This window comes from Caldicellulosiruptor acetigenus, assembly GCF_026914305.1.
GTDB classification, from domain to species: domain Bacteria; phylum Bacillota; class Thermoanaerobacteria; order Caldicellulosiruptorales; family Caldicellulosiruptoraceae; genus Caldicellulosiruptor; species Caldicellulosiruptor acetigenus.
On the sequence record NZ_CP113866.1, the window covers coordinates 1,945,915 to 1,961,342 of the forward strand.

Below are 15,428 nucleotides of genomic sequence, written 5' to 3' on the forward strand. Positions count from 1 at the left end.
TTTCATATACTTTTTTAATCTAAAAAACCTTCCCGTGCTTTTGTTATATATTCCATGCAAAACTCATCCTGCCCAGACAAAGTCTCAGAAGCATAAATGAGCTTCATTAAAACATCATCAAGAGGGTCAGCAATACAGCTGTTGAGTCCAAAATATATTGCAATGGGCAAAAACGCTCTGTTTATCCACCTTCTTTTTGGCAAGCCAAAAGATATATTTGAAAGGCCGCATATAATATTTACATTCTCAAACTCATTCCTCAAAAGCCTGATTGTCTCAAGCGCAATATCAACATATCTTTTATCCACAGAAACTGGCTGAACCATGGGGTCTAAAAATATGTCCTCAAGCAAGATTCCTTCCTTGTCAAATCTGTCAACAAGTCGTTTTGCTATCTCAAGCCTACTTTGAGGGTCTTCTGGAATGCCACTGTCTTCCATCAAAAGTGCAACAACTTTCATGTTGTACTCTTTTATCACAGGCAAAGCTTTATTTAAGATTCCTTGCTCATATATGACAGAATTGAAAATTGCTCTTTGCCCTTTGTAGACTTTCATAACCTCGGAAATTACCTCTGGTCGTGGACTGTCAATTGAAAGTGGGGTGTCAACTTTGCTTTGAATGTTTTGAACCATCTTTTTTAGTATTTCCGCCTCAATGTCAACAAACGCCCCAGCGTTTACATCTATATAATGAGCACCTGCTTTTGCCTGTTTTTCTGCAAGAGATACTATGAAATTGTAATCTTCATTTTTTATAGCCTCTGCAACGTTTTTGACTGTTGAATTTATTTTCTCACCAATAATTATCATTCTGTGTTTTCACTCCTTTTTCTTAAGATACTCTTCTACCTTGTCCAGTTCAAAGCCATTGTAAATGTCGTTTAAAAGAAAATTGAGCTTGTGAAGCGCATCCAAAACAATCTCTTCAGAGATTTTATTTTCTCTTCTCAGCATTACAAGCTCATCTATGTCCATTATTCTGTAGCTGCCGTCAGGATACACCACAACATCAACAAGCAAATCTTCTGTAATAATCTTTTCTTCATCTTTCCGTGTATTAATGATATCACAATAGGTATAAATTAGTCTATCATCATGTCCATAGACCTTGCTAATTTTTATTCCTTTGTCAAAGTATATGCAAGAAGCTCCCCATTTGATATCCTCTCTTTTTTTGATTGGCAGCCATTTGGTGACCAATATCATATCGTCAAGATAGACAATTTGGTCAGATGAGATATCTATCTCCTCTTCTGGATAAAATCTTTTTCTTATAAGCTTCAATTTTATTCCCCTTTTTCGATTGATTTTTTTGAAAATTATTATATAATGATAAATAGAGATTTGTAAACTTCATTTTAAAAGACATATAAAGCAAGAGGTCGGGATGTGGCGCAGTTTGGTAGCGCGCTTGGTTCGGGACCAAGAGGTCGCAGGTTCAAGTCCTGTCATCCCGACCATTCTAAATAACTAAGTTTTTCAATTTTCTTGAATAGTACCAAGGTTGAGTAGGCTCTCTAAACAGTTTGTGGCTTGCTTTTTAAGTTCAAGGTTCACATGACTGTAGATGTCTAAAGTGGTTGAGATGTCTCTATGTCCTAAAATTTCTTGCACAATCTTGGGATGTACATTCTGTTGTAATAATAACGTGGCTACTGTATGTCTTAGGTCGTGCAATCTGATGTTTGGCAGGTTTGCCTTTTTCAAAAGCTGTTTGAATTTTCTCTCAAAATTGCGTGGGTCAATAGGTGTGCCTTGTGTTGTTACAAACACCAAGTTTAAAGAGTTGTAATCTGGTTGCTGTTGTTTTATGGCTTGGTGCTTGTTATAAAGCTCTTTTAATGTATCTGCCACAAAGTTAGGAATAGGAATCACCCTATAGCCTGCTTTAGTCTTAGGTGGTTGTAATACAAGTTTGGTTTTATGAGCTTGGTCGTATACTCTCACCAATGACCTTTGAACATGGATGGTACAGTTATTAAAGTCTATATCATCCCATTTTAACCCTAACAGTTCGCCACGCCTAAGACCAGTATAAAGCTCTAACAAGAAAGCAGGATAAAGAGGGTCATCTTTGGCAGCCTGTAAAAAGATTGTTACTTGCTCGGCTGAGAGAGTATTTATTTCTGGTCGTTCAACCTTGGGTAATGAGACCGCTTCAGATACATTTTGATTTATGTAACCACATTTTGCTGCTTGTTTCAATGCTGAATGAATGACAATGTGAACGTTCTTAACAGTCTTGGCTGAAAAGCCTTCATTTAAGAGCTTGTTATAAAACTGTTGAATGTCCAAAGGTGTTAATTCATCAAGGCAAATATGCCCTAAATGTGGCTTGATATAAACTCTGATAAGAAGTGTGTAATTGTCATAGGTGGTTTGTCTAATTCTTATTTTTAAAAACTGGTTCATCCAGATGTCTAACCAGTCACCTAAAGATATTTTAGAGCTTGGGTTATAGGTAGATGCCTTTTGTGTTTTACTTGCTGCCATTGTTGTGACCTCCTTGATGAAGAGCTTTAAAATTATTGCTTGTTAAAAAAGCTAAAAAAGCTAAAAAAGTTTGTAATTCAGAATCTTCAACGGTTGAAGGTGAGGACTTTTTTAGCAAGTGGCTGCTAAAAAAGTGCTAAAAAAGTCCCCAGCCTTTGAGTTAAGGGGTTTTTGTGCATTTTAAAAGTGCTAAAAAAGTTTTTAAGCAATAGATTGAAGTTTTTTTGCTCCTGCGTCTGTCAAAGACCAAAGTGTTTTAGGTCTGCCTGCTGTTTTTTCTTTTTTAGCTTCTATTAAACCCTGCGCATTTAACTTTTTTAGCAGTTTTACAAGCTTATTTGCGGTAATGTGCCCTTTAAATACATTTATAGCTATTTCGCTCTGGCTCAATGGTTTGTCCTTGAGTGCGGTCAATAAATTTAAAACCATTGAGCTTTCTTTTTCTCTGTTGAATTCACTAAAAATGAATTCAACAGACTTTTGGCAATAGTCCCATACCAACCTTGCGGTACAGATATGTTCAGGTGTAATTCTATCGCTACCATCCATTAAGGCATATATAAGGCTCAGTCTCAAGATTTGTGCCTCTGCTCTGCCTATTAAAGCTGCTGTTTCACCTTCCCCCTTGTCTGCGTATTTTTCATATATAAGTGCCCACACTTCTTTGGCTGCATCAGTTTTTGAAATTGGTCCTTCTGGTGCTTTTGCCACCATGTCCTTTATCCATAGCCCTAAGCCTGTAAGTTTATCCTCAGGTATTTGTGGAGGATTTGGCAATAGTTTGCTTCTCCTAACACATAACCATAAAAACCTATTGCCAAAACCGTTCATTTTCTCCACGTCCGACAGTTCTTTTTTCAGCTCATCAAAAGTAATGTGCCCTATCAATGAGATATGCGCATTCGTAGCTCTGGCATAGTTTGTTTTAGATAATGTTTCAAGTTTAGCTTTACCATCCCATGCATTTCTGAGCAATGGAGAAAGTGTATTCCCTTCTCTTTTCATAACCCTAAGAAGAGAGGCAAACTCAGACTCAATAATAAGTAACCTCTTATCCTCAACGCCTGGGTCTATCATTTCATAAGTCTCAGAGTTCTTGTCCCATTTAAAGATAGGGTCCCTAACATGGTATATAATGCCTTCCCCCGAAACTGTACCATTTCGTACATTGTTCAAAATATAGCTTTGGTCTACCTTTTCAAAAACTCTCTCTATAATTGACCAGCTTGACCCTTTTCGCCCACTTGCAGTATCGCCGACCAATACCGCAAAAAGATTTGGATAATGCCTGTCGCCTCCTACTTCAAGCCACGCCCGCCTTCCTACCATGTTCCCAAAGGCTACTAAGAAGTTAATGAGCAAAGCTTCAGGTGCTGCTTCTGTGAAATCCTTGAGATAATTCACAACCGCACCGCCTACACCCCTGTAAACATCCTTTGGCATAGGTTGAGGGAATTCCTGTATCTCAATACTGTCAAAATCCTCTGTTTCTTGGGTAGAATTAAAGAGATTTTCAAGCTCAGCTATATAGCTCACTGGTTCATCCCCCCTTGTAACCTCTGCATTTCTCTTTTAGCAATGGACTCACATACTCTTAAAACCTCTTTATCATCCATTGGTGGTTTGTTATATTCCCTATTCCAAGCTAAAACCAACATAGTGGCTAAGACAGGATTTATTCTTTTCCTCAGCAATAACCCCATAAGAGAGGCAGCCGACATATTTCTGTACCCCTCAGGTACACCCTGCGCTAATTTTCTCCACCATTCAGGTGGTCGCTTCACATCTGTTAAAGGTTTTTCGACTATCATATCAATCAACCATTTTGGAGGCTCGGCTATTTCAACCTCCAATGGATGGCTGGAAGCTTCCCACATGTATTGGTTGCCACTTTTATGAATGGATGGAGCTACAACAATGTAACCTCCATCGCTCCTAATGTCCACCTTGGGAATGAAACCAACTTTGTTAGGTACTACAACATCAGAAGGATATTTAAAGAGTATATGCTTTCCACCGCTGCCTGTAAGCTGTTCAACAGTATCAGGAAGCTTATCGTGTTCAACCTCAAGTGTTCTTAATTCTTCCTTTCCTATCTCACCGTCAACATCCAAAACAAAGAATCCAGATATCTTACCTGTCGCAATGCCAATATTAGCCCATGGTCTTTTTAACCACCATTCCTTTACCTTCTTTTTGTCCTTTGTTGCGTCCTTAACTCCATTGGGTACAAGCTCGCCAAGTGGGTGTTTTCCTGCGTTTGGACAATCTCTCTTGCCACAAGTACATTGTCCATCTACAATTGAGTGTAAAGGTAAGACTGCCCAGTTCAGTCTTTCAACATATGCTATTGCTGCACGTAACATCTTAAGATTTTGGTTTTCGTTGCTCATTTTTTTCACCTCTTTCCTTTTCGTTTCATAATGTATTGCACTTTAATTTCCCTTCTGGTATCATTAAATTAAAAGTTTCAATACTTTTGATTTTTTTGATGACCGAATATCAAAATTTTTTATTTCGCCTCAAGAGACCTTTTTAGGTGTCCCATCAGCTTCAAAAATTTCCTGTGGCTCAATCTCAAAAAACTTTGATAAAGCTTCAACCATTTTTGGGTATGCCTTGCGGTACCCTTTCTCTGTTTGCCACAAGATATTGTAGTTCAGTCCTGTCAAAATTGAGAGCTTAGAGATGCTCAGGTTTCTCTCTTTTCTCAGTTTTTCAAGCATATTCATGCCTCTTACCTCCAAACATTTATTTCGTGCCATATATAGTTTGTCTCACTCTGAGACTATACCATATCCACTATTGTATATATCACATTTTTTGGTCCACATCAATAGGGAAAAATATTTTAATTATCCACAAGAAATTTTCGCAGTATAAAATTAAACATACATTGCACAAAATTATAGTTTTGTGCAAACAGGAAGTTACCTATTTGCTTGTTTATGTCATACTTAGCCTTATATTGACTTATGATTTTCTTATCTCTTTCTTTTCTACCATGTTTTTTTTTACTTGGTTTTGTTCCATTTTTTAAAAATGGTAAAAGTGAAACTCTGATATTCACCTTGCCTTTTTATTCTTTCTGCTCTCTTTATTAGTTCTTGTCTTTATCAGCTCAACCTTGAATGCAATTGCAAACCTCATAAAAAGCCTCTAAAACGCTTCAAAATGATTTGGACATATAAATAATCACCCTGCTTTTTAGGTATGCCTCATAAAACGACGGTAGGATTAGCAAAAATGTTTAATACTGGACGCCTGGCTTCTAACTTTGCTACTGGTTTGTAATCCTCAAGTTTTTTCAAGTCCAAAACCTTAAGTTTTACTAAGCAGTTCTTTGCAGCCTAAAACTTCTTAAAAACTCAAAATTCAAGGCAAAATCTGATAAGAGCATCTAAATTCCAAAAAATTTTGAAAACTTGCGGTTGCATACGCAAGCTCCAGCTCGCTGGTCCCCAATGAAAAGTTGTAGAGATTTGCAATACCCTATCCCTTTTTAGGGACTCGGAAATCTCGGAATAACAAAGGATGTCGTGAAGTGCGACGTCCTAAAATGTTAGCAATTGTTAGCAAGTTCTCTTTTGCTACCTTGTTCATTCAGTCCTTAGCATTTCTTAGCATATCCAAACATGCGAATTTCGTCGGCTGTTAAGAGTGTGTCTTTGCCAATGCTGTTTAAAACGTTAACAAAGGTTAACACTTTTTAACACTCGAAAAAGCCCGCCACATCAGTAAACTCAAGTGCTGGCTGTGTCTTAAAAGGTCTCTTAAATGTTGCAAAATGTTGCAGCATTATAAAGTCAACTGTCCCAAAGCTCAAAATCCCGCAATATTAGAAGCTTCCTTTACTGGCAAACAATTAAGCAAGGCAGCTTTCTTGACACAACTTGACATTTTCGACACCTCAAAAGCTGTTACCCCTGTTACTTCCTCTTTGCGTTTTGTTACCCTTGTTACACTTTGACCGCTGCGGTCAAAAACAACTCTGACAAGGTTTTTCTTCTCTTCTGTTACTGCTGTTAAACTTCTCTTGTATTCTGTTTCTCTTGTTAAGCTTGTTTGTTTCTTTTATCAGTAACACGCTGTCACGCTAAACTTTGATTTTGTTACACTTGTCAACCTTCAAAAGGTCAAAATGTCCCTTTGATAACCCCCCCTCGTGTAAACTTCCACGTGCAGGTTTTTGGATGCCCGCCCGCTGGTCCTAAAAAGCTTATTGTCTTCTTAGGGTAGGGGGGTATACCTACTTTTTTAGCACTTTTTTAGCAAGGCTGTAGTGTAGACACCACAAGGTTTAAAAGCTTTTTCTATAACTTTTTTAGCTTTGCCTGCTAAAAAAGTGGGTATCTTAAACTCCTTGATATTCCTAATCCCCCGACTTTTTTAGCTTTTTTAGCATTTTTAGTATGGATAATTTTTTAATCTCTATCCAGTTATCTTTTTGACCACTCTCTTTATTTGCTCTCTGTACTTGCTGCCATACTTTTGCACCATGGACAGATGAGAAAGACAAAAAACAAAATAGTCTTTGAGAAGTCTGACATTGTAAACTGTGAGGTTATCCCAGTGCCTTTCAATAAACTCTTCCACTTCCCACTTGGCAGCAAGAAGTTTCATTCTATCCTGTTCGCCTTGCTGTTTTAACATTCTCAGCTTGTCCAATTGTGGAATTAAAGACAGGATTTCAAGCTGTTTTCTTTTCTCCTCTCTTGCAATAACTGCAGTTTCAACTGGAGATGAAAAGTAACCATTGCCCGTTGCTACATGCACCGCTGGACAGGATATGAAAATTGTCAAATCATCAAGGTCTGCCTCAAACTGTTCTTGTCTCATCTTGGCTATTATCTTCCTTCTTGCACTTCTGAACACCTTATCGCTGGCAGGTGGATTTTTTCCTGTGGAGATGTAGTATAAAACCCTCTCTTTTTCCTCATCGGTCAAAGCATCAAAATACCTTTGAAGCCTATCAAGAGTATCTTTTCTGATTACTTCTCTTTCGACTGAATAACCATCTGAGATTATATCTCCAACTGTAGATGTATCTTCTTCTGGTTCTTTTGATACTGGACTGTCCAAAGAGATGGCAGAAGATAATTTGTACTTTGGCAAGCTTCTTTTTATCCTGCTTTCAATCACCTTGCAAGCATAGGTTGAAAATGTTACTCCTAAACTGGGATTAAAGTTTTTAGCTGCCACAACCAAACCAAAGTAACCCTCACTAATAAGGTCATCAACTTCATACATGTAGCCCTTAGGACATGGCATAAACTTGTTTGCCACATGATACACAAGCTTTAAATTGTCGGCAATTAGAAGCTGCCTTTGTGCCTTGTCAAGCTGTTTAGTTACTGCCTGCTGCATTTGTTATTAACACTCCTTTGGTTGTAAGCTTAGTTTATAACAGTAGCCTCATCTGATTCATGGAGTGCTTGGACAATTTCCCACATCCTCTGGAGAAGTTCCTCGCTGTGCTCGTCTTTTTTATCATCAAGTCCAAGAGCAAGTCTCTGTCCTTTTTGGACCTTCTCAACCACGTTAGAAAGCTTTTCAAGTGCATAAATGTTTATCTTGCCTTCCTTGGTCTTGATGGTCTTATCATCATTTAGAGCTTCCCACACCAATTCAAGCAGTCTGTCCCAAAACTCAACATGCAAAGTATTATAGTCGCTTGCTTTCTCTATCTGCTTTTGTAGTGTCTTTTCAACTATAAGCTTGCTCTTAGTTCTCTCCACTTGTCTTTTTTCTTGTGTCCAACCCTTTGCCTTATTGCGCAAAAGTCCATAGCTTATATTTTTAGCCTCTGCAAACTCTTTAAGTGTTCTGTAATCGCCCGTTAAAAACTCACGTTTCAAGCTTTCCCAATCATAACAAAACATCTTGGTACCACCTCAAACTTATGTTCTACTTTGATTATACCACCTACAAAGCTGCCATGTCGAATTTTGTCATAAGTTTGCTATGGATTTGCAATAAAAAAGGTACCCCCAAAATGGGATACCCCCTTTTGCGAAATAAAACGAACTTTGTGCGTGCTGACCTGCCCCGCACGGTCTGTTAAGCTTTGCCAAAATTTTTGATTCCCCTCTCCCCCCTGCCTCTTATTATCCTCAAATGCTTTGGTCTTTCTTTAACTCTTATGGTCTTGCCTGTCTCCTCATCAAACAAAAACTTTTTGCCCTGGCTGTCTTGATATAACCTATAAGTTTTAAGTCCAAGCTCTTTTGCCATCTCCTCGGCTAAAGAAGGCTTGCCCTCAAATCTTCTTAGCTGGCTAATTGTGAGCATGTGATGGGAGTTAAAATAAAATTGTGTCTACTGTATAATTAGTATTGAGTAATAACCAAAGGGGGTTTACAAACATGGAGAAAAATGAAATTTTTGAAACTGCAAAAAACATGGCTATTGAACAAGTTCTAAACATGTATTGTTCCAAAGATGACCCTACTCGCCCAGCTTTAAAGCAACTTTTAGAAAACTTGCTCGAGTGGTTTATGTTGTCTGAAAGAAATATTTATCTTGCTAAAAACCAAAATGACAAAGGTAATGGTTTTTACGATAGAACACTCGCAACCTCTGTTGGAACACTCGAGATTTCTGTGCCAAGAGCTCGCTCCGGAAATTTTAGACCTTCTATTCTACCTGAACCATATAAAAGAGTTGATGATTCTTACACCGCCCTACTTATGTCTTTAGTCGCAAGCGGTTATTCTGAAAGCTCTCTCCTTCAAACATTGAAAAACTTAAATCTTCCTTATTCCGAAAACGAAATCCTAAAAATCAAAGAAGACCTCAAAAATGAACTTCAATTATTTAAACAAAGAGAATTACCTTCAAGTGCCTTCGCACTTATTATTGATGGTTACCACTGTGAAATCAAAGATAATTCTAAGGTTAAACAGGCTACTTGTTATGTTGTGCTTGGTATCGACTTAGAAGGTAAAAAAGACATTTTTGGTGTTTACACTTTCTTCGGCAAAGAAAATAAGGCTGATTGGACAAAAGTATTTGAAGACTTAATTACAAGAGGTCTTAAGGAAGTTCTAATTGTCATAAGCGATGACTTTCCTGGCATCATAGACGCTGTCAAACTTGCTTATCCTCTTACAGACCATCAACTATGTTTTGTCCACCTTCAACGCAACGTTAGAAAACATATGTCAAAAGAAGACGCTTCAGCTTTTAACAAAAGTTTAGACAAACTTAGAATTTCTTCATCTGATTTTGATGAAGCTGTATTGAAATTTAAAGAACTTTGTAAAGAATACCTTGTAAAATATCCTCGCTTTGTCAAGGGAATATCCGAAAAAGCAGAGTTCTATCTTGCCCATATGAAATATCCTGAAGAATTAAGAAAGCATATTTATACCACAAACGCTGTTGAAAGTATCAACAGTATAATTGAGAAAATTAGAGTAAATTCAGGTGGGTATTTTCAGTCTATTGATGTTTTAGAAATTAATGTTTACTTACAACGTGAGAATTTACGCCGCACAAAATGGAAAAATGGAGTTCCCAGTATTAGAAAATGTCTTAATAATATAACCCAACTTTACAACTTACGTTATAAATTGGAAACACAAAATTCTTGACAAGTCTCCATGTGATTGACAAGAAAGCTTTCTATGTCGTCATTGACATAGTCCCACAAAAATTCAATTATTGCCTCTCCAATAGGCTTGTCCATGTCATTTTTGTTGAGCATTTCTCTGGTTGTGTAGTAGTCCTTGATTGAATATTTGCGGCCTTTGTAAAACTTCTTGATAGGGAAAAGCTGCATAAACTCCTTAGGTGTTAATTGTGCCATGCTCTGAATTATCAACCATTCAAGTGAAAGGTCCGCTTTTACACCTTCAATTGTGATAATCTCAGCTCTTGGCTTGGTATTTATATATTTGACGCCATAAAAAGCTATCTTCTTCACAATCTCCCCTGCGTCATCTTCTCCAAACCTAAAACTTGATAGTATTCTGTCCATTGCTTTGAGATATAAAAGGTGATTGGCTTTCATAGAGCTTTAACCCCCCTTTTTGTTTTTTAAAGAAAGAATAGCCGACAGGACAGTATCCCATCGGCTTTTATCTTTTTTCTTCCCCAATACAAGGCTGGACCACAAGCCTAATACCGACAACATTATCGTGCTTATCTGTGTTCCTTAAAGCTTCTGGTATCTTAAAACCTCTTTGCTGCCAGTATTCTAATTCTTCCTCAATTGGTGGATATCTCAGCTCCATAAGGTAATCAATATCCTCATTGTTGATGCACTCTTTTAGGTATTCTAGTAGGATTATTACTCTCAAAGTCTGAGCCTGCTCTCTTAAATCGCCCTTGCTTTGGTGCCTTTTGTAAAGTGAGACAAATAGGTCAATTCCATTGTCAAGAAATGCAATGAGGGTTTTTCTGTAGTCCATATCAATGCTTGAAGCTATATTAAACCAGTGTGCTGTTTCAAGTTCTCTGTTGCTCTCTCTGTGGATAGTGTCAATTAGAATGGCTGTGGCACTTGTCAAAACCTCATCAAAGCTTTTACCACCCTCAACAAGCTTAGATAGGTGGTTGTAAACTGGTCTTGGCAGGTTAACTGTTACCTTTGGCATTTTAAAACCACGCTCCTTTATCCTTGATATGTGGCTTTGTAAAAAATTTTACTCATCAGCATATTCACAACAGTAATTGCACACTCCAGTTCATTCTTAAGAGCAATGGCTAAATCTCTCTCACCTTCCTCAAGTGGTTTGGTCATTAGCTTGTCCACCTCGTCACAATAATCAATAAGACTTGAACGCATATCCCAAAGTTTTTCATACATCTCTTTGTACATCTCCCTCATCTCCATTTAGTTTGTATCACTATTATACACTGTGTTACACCTATTGTCAAGAGTGTAGTAGAGTGATATAATCAAAGAGAAAACAAAGATTTTGAAAGAAGGTGAGTAAATGGCTGTATCAAAAAAAAACACTCGTGTGCTTGTAACAATGCCAAAGGAATTGAGAGAAAAGCTCCAAGAGATGGCCAACAAAGAAAACAGGACTTTGAGTAATTTCGTGCTGACTATTATTCAAAAATACCTTGAGGAATTAGAAAAACACTCTTCATAATTCAAAACCACCTTAATGGTGGTTTTTTCTTTTCTTTTTCTCACATTTATTTAAATAACTGCTTGGTTCGGGACCAAGAGGTCGCAGGTTCAAGTCCTGTCATCCCGACCATTTTATATACCATCACTTAAATTCTGAAGCTCGCCATAGAGCTTTTGAAGTGCCTTTTTCTCTATTCGTGAGACGTATGAACGGGAAATGCCAAGCAGGGTTGCAACCTCCATCTGTGTTCTTTCTATGCCATTTTTAAGCCCGTATCTGAGCTCAATAATCTTCTTTTCGCGACCTTTTAAAATTTTGTCAAGCTTTTTCAAAAGATTTTTTATCTGGATTTTTAAGTCAACCTGCTCGTCTATGTCGTCCTGGTCGTTTTGCAAAACGTCCATTAAAGTTATCTCATTTCCGTCTTTGTCGCTACCAATCGGATTTTCAAGTGAAAGCTGGGACAAAAATTTTTTGTTTTGTCTTAAATACATCAGTATCTCGTTCTCGATACATTTTGCCGCATATGTGGAAAGCTTTGTGGACTTAGCTTTAGAATAAGTCTCAATCGCTTTTATAAGACCAATTGTGCCAACAGAAATGATATCATCTGTTAAATTGGGGAATGAAAATGTGTATTTTTTGGCTATATGCGCAACAAGACGCAGATTTTTTTCAATGAGAATATTTCGCGCCTCTTTGCAGCCTTCCCACATCTTGTTCAGATACATTTCTTCTTCTTCAGAAGACATCGGTTGGGGGAATGAGCTTTGATTTTCGATGTAAAACATTATCAAGAGCCCCCATTACATTTTTTAAGCTCAGCATACAATTATATGCTCATTCCCCCATTTTGTTGCATGTCCACCATTAATTTTTAACTTTCTATTTTCTTTCTTAGCATTGCAAACTCTACAACAGGTCTGTCAAATTTTATTTTTGTAAGCTGCTGTGCATGAGGAACAACCTCCAAGGGATTTCCTTCGAGGTCATAAATTCTATCTAGCCTCTGAACAAAATATGTCCCGTTTGGGAGCATAACCTCAACAGTATCTCCTTTGAAAAACCTGTTTCTTTGCTCAACTACAGCCCAGTCGTCACCCAAAACCTCTTTGACAATCCCGACAAATTCATATTCTCTGACATATTTGCTTGACTCAAATCTATAGTCGTCATGATCTGGCTTTCCAAAATAAAAGTTTGTTGTGTAACTTCTGTGAGAACACTTTGCAATCTCTTCAAGCCACTGAGGTTCTGGCTCAAAATGTTCAGGGTCTTTTATAAACTTGTCAATTGCTTTTCTGTACACACTTACAACTGTTGCAACGTAGAAACTACTTTTCATCCTTCCTTCAATCTTAAAAGCATCAATCCCTGAAAAAACAAGCTTGTCAATATGCTCAACCATGCAAAGATCTTTTGAGTTAAAGATATAAGTGCCATCAACATCTTCAAACACCTCAAAATACTGGCCTGGTCTTTTTTCTTCCATGACATAATATTTATACCTGCACGGATGAGCGCACTCGCCCCTGTTTGCGTCTCTGTATGTCATATACGCGCTTAAAAAACATCTGCCTGAATATGAAATGCAGACCGCCCCATGGACAAAAGCCTCAAGCTCAAGGCTCTCAGGGATATTTTCTCTTATTTCTCTGATTTCATCCAAAGACAGCTCTCTTGCAAGCACAATTCTTTTTGCACCAAGCTGATGCCAAAAACGGGCAGATTCATAGTTTGTTGTATTTGCCTGGGTGCTTATATGAATAGGTATCCCAAGCTTTTTGGCTTTCATGAATACCCCTGGGTCGGACACAATTATTCCGTCAAATTCAAAGTTTTTTATAATGTCAAAAAACTCATCTATTTTCTTAATATCTTCATTCCTTGCGAATATGTTAGCTGTAAGATACACCTTTTTGCCATGTTTATGTGCAAAATCAATGCCCTCTTTCATCTCATCAAAATCAAAATTGCCCGCATATTTTCTGAGCCCAAATTCTCTACCGCCAATATACACGCTGTCTGCGCCGTACAAAATTGCAGTTTTGAGCTTTTCCAAATCACCCGCAGGTGCAACAAGTTCAGGCTTTTTTATATTCATCATCTTTTCAAAAACCTCCACAAACTTTTCTTCTACTTTCTTACGGCTATCAAGACCCCGTCGCTGATGGGAAGAAGTGTCATTACAAAGTCAGGGTCATCTTCTATCATTTTTATGAACTTGTTCATTCTCTTTGCAATTGTTATCATCCTTCTCTTAAGATATCTTCTTCCTACAACCATTCCTTTAAAAAGCACGTTGTCACATATAAGGAGGCAGTTTTTAGCCATCTTCTCTTTGGTAAGGTTGAAATAATCAATATACTGAGCTTTTGCGGCATCAAAAAATATCATGTCAAACTCACCTTCAATTGCCGCCAGCACCTCTTCCGCCTCACCACCAATAATAACTATTTTGTCCTGAGCACCAAATTCCTTTATATTTTTTTTAGCTTCCATAACCATGTCGAAATCCATCTCTATTGTAATAATCTTTGCTTCAGGAAAGCCTATGTGCATGGACAGCGCTGAAAACCCTACTGCAGTGCCAATCTCCAATATTCTCTTTGGTTTTCTCAGCATTGAAAGTATTGTCAAAAGCCGTGATACCTCTCTTGAAACTATTGGTATATTTCTCTTTTGAGCCTCTTTTTCAATCTTGGAAAGTCTTGGGTCCATATTTGTAAGCTTGCTTCTTATAAACTGGTTCAAAATGTCCTGCGATATATCCATTTTTTATTTTTTCCCTTCTTCTATTTGTTTTTGAGCCTTCAAATGGTCTTCAAATGTCTTTGAAAATATATGAGTTCCATCCTTTTTGGCAACAAAAAATAGATAATCTGTTTTTGCAGGATCTAAAGCTGCAAGAAGGCTTTTTTTGCCTGGGCTGCAGATAGCAGAAGGCGGCAGTCCTTTTTTAAGGTATGTATTGTACGGCGATTTTATTCTCACATCCTGCAAAGAAAGAAGCTCTTTGTGAATGGGAAGTACATATTCTACAGTTGCACAGCTTTCAAGTTTTATACCTCTTTGTAGCCTGTTTAAAAACACACCAGCAATAATTCCTCTTTCACTATCTTTTTTTGCCTCTTTCTCAACAATTGAGGCAAGTATAACTGTCTGAACATCATCTAAATCTGTTGTCTTTTTATCCTTTATGCTTTCATATACCTCTAAAAATCTATTTAGCATCATTCTTATAATATCTTTTTCTGAAGTGCCGGGATATACTTCATATGTATCGGGGAACAAAAACCCTTCAAGCTTATACTTTACTTCTTTTGAACTGTATTTATACTTAAAATTAAAGTCATAACTATTCACAGCTTCTAAAAACTTTTTTTCATCTACAAGTCCAAGACTTTGGAGTTTTTTGGCAATCTGCTGGGCTGTGAACCCTTCTGGAATAGTAAACTTAATGGGAGCTTTTGGAACAAAACCTTTTTCAAGAGCTTTGCACAGCTGCTCATATGTCATATCAGACGAAAGCTTGTATTTTCCTGCTGCTATCTTGTAGTTGTTGAGTTTGACATAAAACATAAAAAAGTATGGGTTTTTTATAATCCCATTTTTCTTTAAAATCATAGCAACATCTTTTGTGGACGTATTTTGTGGAATCTCAACCACAGCTTCGATTACTTTTCCTTTTTGATGTTTGAGTGATACATAAACAAGTGAGACCATTAAGACTAAGAAGAGTAATACAACCAAATAATATTTAAAACTTTTTTGCCATAATCTCATAGTACTATTTACCCCAAAACTTTTCTCTTGTTTTTCATGTTCATATTATACCACAATGAAA

At 37.3% G+C, this 15,428-nt stretch carries 18 protein-coding genes and 1 tRNA gene; 3 read left to right on the forward strand and 16 right to left on the reverse strand.

The features are described from left to right. Positions 1-14: 14 nt before the first annotated feature. Positions 15-812, reverse strand: coding sequence for a dihydropteroate synthase (locus OTK01_RS09695; RefSeq protein WP_029229219.1), 798 nt, complete (start codon positions 810-812; stop codon positions 15-17). A gap of 9 nt (positions 813-821) precedes the next feature. Continuing rightward, positions 822-1,286 (reverse strand): ribonuclease FAU-1 family protein, encoded by a 465-nt coding sequence (locus tag OTK01_RS09700; RefSeq protein ID WP_029229218.1) that lies wholly within the window; start codon positions 1,284-1,286, stop codon positions 822-824. A gap of 99 nt (positions 1,287-1,385) precedes the next feature. Between OTK01_RS09700 and OTK01_RS09705 the strand changes: the two genes are divergently transcribed. Beyond that, a tRNA-Pro gene (locus OTK01_RS09705) sits at positions 1,386-1,462 on the forward strand. Between the two features lie 19 nt (positions 1,463-1,481). Here the strand turns inward: OTK01_RS09705 and OTK01_RS09710 are convergent. The 7 genes from OTK01_RS09710 to OTK01_RS09740 form a co-directional block, all read right to left on the reverse strand. Next, on the reverse strand, positions 1,482-2,495 hold the full coding sequence (locus OTK01_RS09710) for a tyrosine-type recombinase/integrase (protein WP_029229217.1): 1,014 nt from the start codon (positions 2,493-2,495) through the stop codon (positions 1,482-1,484). 201 nt (positions 2,496-2,696) lie between these two features. After that, positions 2,697-4,031, reverse strand: coding sequence for a helix-turn-helix transcriptional regulator (locus OTK01_RS09715; RefSeq protein ID WP_029229216.1), 1,335 nt, complete (start codon positions 4,029-4,031; stop codon positions 2,697-2,699). Beyond that, the gene (locus tag OTK01_RS09720; protein ID WP_029229215.1) at positions 4,028-4,888 is read right to left on the reverse strand and encodes a bifunctional DNA primase/polymerase; all 861 of its coding nucleotides are present in this window, start codon (positions 4,886-4,888) and stop codon (positions 4,028-4,030) included. Before OTK01_RS09720 ends, OTK01_RS09715 begins: the two co-directional genes overlap by 4 nt. Positions 4,889-5,017: 129 nt before the next feature. Next, positions 5,018-5,227 (reverse strand): helix-turn-helix domain-containing protein, encoded by a 210-nt coding sequence (locus tag OTK01_RS09725; protein ID WP_029229214.1) that lies wholly within the window; start codon positions 5,225-5,227, stop codon positions 5,018-5,020. Positions 5,228-6,926: 1,699 nt separating this feature from the next. Further along, complete coding sequence (locus tag OTK01_RS09730) at positions 6,927-7,862, reverse strand: sigma-70 family RNA polymerase sigma factor (protein ID WP_029229212.1); 936 nt, start codon at positions 7,860-7,862, stop codon at positions 6,927-6,929. 29 nt (positions 7,863-7,891) lie between these two features. Then, a complete protein-coding gene (locus tag OTK01_RS09735; protein ID WP_029229211.1) occupies positions 7,892-8,377 on the reverse strand; it encodes a hypothetical protein in 486 nt (161 codons plus the stop codon). Between the two features lie 178 nt (positions 8,378-8,555). Then, the gene (locus OTK01_RS09740) at positions 8,556-8,729 is read right to left on the reverse strand and encodes a hypothetical protein (protein WP_269011598.1); all 174 of its coding nucleotides are present in this window, start codon (positions 8,727-8,729) and stop codon (positions 8,556-8,558) included. Positions 8,730-8,860: 131 nt separating this feature from the next. Between OTK01_RS09740 and OTK01_RS09745 the strand changes: the two genes are divergently transcribed. Then, positions 8,861-10,090, forward strand: a complete 1,230-nt coding sequence (locus tag OTK01_RS09745) for an IS256 family transposase (RefSeq protein ID WP_269011599.1) — start codon at positions 8,861-8,863, stop codon at positions 10,088-10,090. On the opposite strand, the gene OTK01_RS09750 is transcribed toward OTK01_RS09745, so the two are convergent. The 3 genes from OTK01_RS09750 to OTK01_RS09760 form a co-directional block, all read right to left on the reverse strand. Further along, positions 10,063-10,509, reverse strand: a complete 447-nt coding sequence (locus OTK01_RS09750; protein WP_029228137.1) for a hypothetical protein — start codon at positions 10,507-10,509, stop codon at positions 10,063-10,065. The two genes, OTK01_RS09745 and OTK01_RS09750, sit on opposite strands and share 28 nt — an antisense overlap. Before the next feature lie 67 nt (positions 10,510-10,576). Continuing rightward, positions 10,577-11,095, reverse strand: a complete 519-nt coding sequence (locus tag OTK01_RS09755) for a hypothetical protein (protein WP_029228136.1) — start codon at positions 11,093-11,095, stop codon at positions 10,577-10,579. Between the two features lie 17 nt (positions 11,096-11,112). Beyond that, a complete protein-coding gene (locus tag OTK01_RS09760) occupies positions 11,113-11,307 on the reverse strand; it encodes a hypothetical protein (RefSeq protein ID WP_269011600.1) in 195 nt (64 codons plus the stop codon). Positions 11,308-11,437: 130 nt separating this feature from the next. Here OTK01_RS09760 and OTK01_RS09765 point away from each other — a divergent pair, with 130 nt between their 5' ends. Further along, the gene (locus tag OTK01_RS09765; protein ID WP_029228134.1) at positions 11,438-11,599 is read left to right on the forward strand and encodes a ribbon-helix-helix domain-containing protein; all 162 of its coding nucleotides are present in this window, start codon (positions 11,438-11,440) and stop codon (positions 11,597-11,599) included. Positions 11,600-11,712: 113 nt separating this feature from the next. On the opposite strand, the gene sigK is transcribed toward OTK01_RS09765, so the two are convergent. The 4 genes from sigK to mltG form a co-directional block, all read right to left on the reverse strand. Then, positions 11,713-12,372: an RNA polymerase sporulation sigma factor SigK gene (gene sigK / locus OTK01_RS09770; RefSeq protein ID WP_029228133.1), complete on the reverse strand. Its 660-nt coding sequence runs from the start codon at positions 12,370-12,372 to the stop codon at positions 11,713-11,715. 86 nt (positions 12,373-12,458) lie between these two features. After that, positions 12,459-13,688 (reverse strand): peptidase U32 family protein, encoded by a 1,230-nt coding sequence (locus OTK01_RS09775; protein WP_029228132.1) that lies wholly within the window; start codon positions 13,686-13,688, stop codon positions 12,459-12,461. Between the two features lie 29 nt (positions 13,689-13,717). After that, positions 13,718-14,356: an O-methyltransferase gene (locus OTK01_RS09780; RefSeq protein WP_029228131.1), complete on the reverse strand. Its 639-nt coding sequence runs from the start codon at positions 14,354-14,356 to the stop codon at positions 13,718-13,720. Positions 14,357-14,359: 3 nt separating this feature from the next. Then, positions 14,360-15,367: an endolytic transglycosylase MltG gene (gene mltG, locus OTK01_RS09785; protein ID WP_029228130.1), complete on the reverse strand. Its 1,008-nt coding sequence runs from the start codon at positions 15,365-15,367 to the stop codon at positions 14,360-14,362. Between the last annotated feature and the right edge of the window lie 61 nt (positions 15,368-15,428).

Excerpts from the sequence above, each read along its gene's own strand:
- OTK01_RS09695 (WP_029229219.1), bottom strand. The coding sequence starts at position 812 with ATGATAATTATTGGTGAGAAAATAAATTCAACAGTCAAAAACGTTGCA.
- OTK01_RS09710 (WP_029229217.1), bottom strand. The coding sequence starts at position 2,495 with ATGGCAGCAAGTAAAACACAAAAGGCATCTACCTATAACCCAAGCTCT.
- OTK01_RS09720 (WP_029229215.1), bottom strand. The coding sequence starts at position 4,888 with ATGAGCAACGAAAACCAAAATCTTAAGATGTTACGTGCAGCAATAGCA.
- OTK01_RS09725 (WP_029229214.1), bottom strand. The coding sequence starts at position 5,227 with ATGAATATGCTTGAAAAACTGAGAAAAGAGAGAAACCTGAGCATCTCT.
- OTK01_RS09730 (WP_029229212.1), bottom strand. The coding sequence starts at position 7,862 with ATGCAGCAGGCAGTAACTAAACAGCTTGACAAGGCACAAAGGCAGCTT.
- OTK01_RS09735 (WP_029229211.1), bottom strand. The coding sequence starts at position 8,377 with ATGTTTTGTTATGATTGGGAAAGCTTGAAACGTGAGTTTTTAACGGGC.
- OTK01_RS09740 (WP_269011598.1), bottom strand. The coding sequence starts at position 8,729 with ATGGCAAAAGAGCTTGGACTTAAAACTTATAGGTTATATCAAGACAGC.
- OTK01_RS09745 (WP_269011599.1), top strand. The coding sequence starts at position 8,861 with ATGGAGAAAAATGAAATTTTTGAAACTGCAAAAAACATGGCTATTGAA.
- OTK01_RS09750 (WP_029228137.1), bottom strand. The coding sequence starts at position 10,509 with ATGAAAGCCAATCACCTTTTATATCTCAAAGCAATGGACAGAATACTA.
- OTK01_RS09755 (WP_029228136.1), bottom strand. The coding sequence starts at position 11,095 with ATGCCAAAGGTAACAGTTAACCTGCCAAGACCAGTTTACAACCACCTA.
- OTK01_RS09760 (WP_269011600.1), bottom strand. The coding sequence starts at position 11,307 with ATGTATGAAAAACTTTGGGATATGCGTTCAAGTCTTATTGATTATTGT.
- OTK01_RS09765 (WP_029228134.1), top strand. The coding sequence starts at position 11,438 with ATGGCTGTATCAAAAAAAAACACTCGTGTGCTTGTAACAATGCCAAAG.
- sigK (WP_029228133.1), bottom strand. The coding sequence starts at position 12,372 with ATGTTTTACATCGAAAATCAAAGCTCATTCCCCCAACCGATGTCTTCT.
- OTK01_RS09775 (WP_029228132.1), bottom strand. The coding sequence starts at position 13,688 with ATGATGAATATAAAAAAGCCTGAACTTGTTGCACCTGCGGGTGATTTG.
- OTK01_RS09780 (WP_029228131.1), bottom strand. The coding sequence starts at position 14,356 with ATGGATATATCGCAGGACATTTTGAACCAGTTTATAAGAAGCAAGCTT.
- mltG (WP_029228130.1), bottom strand. The coding sequence starts at position 15,367 with ATGAGATTATGGCAAAAAAGTTTTAAATATTATTTGGTTGTATTACTC.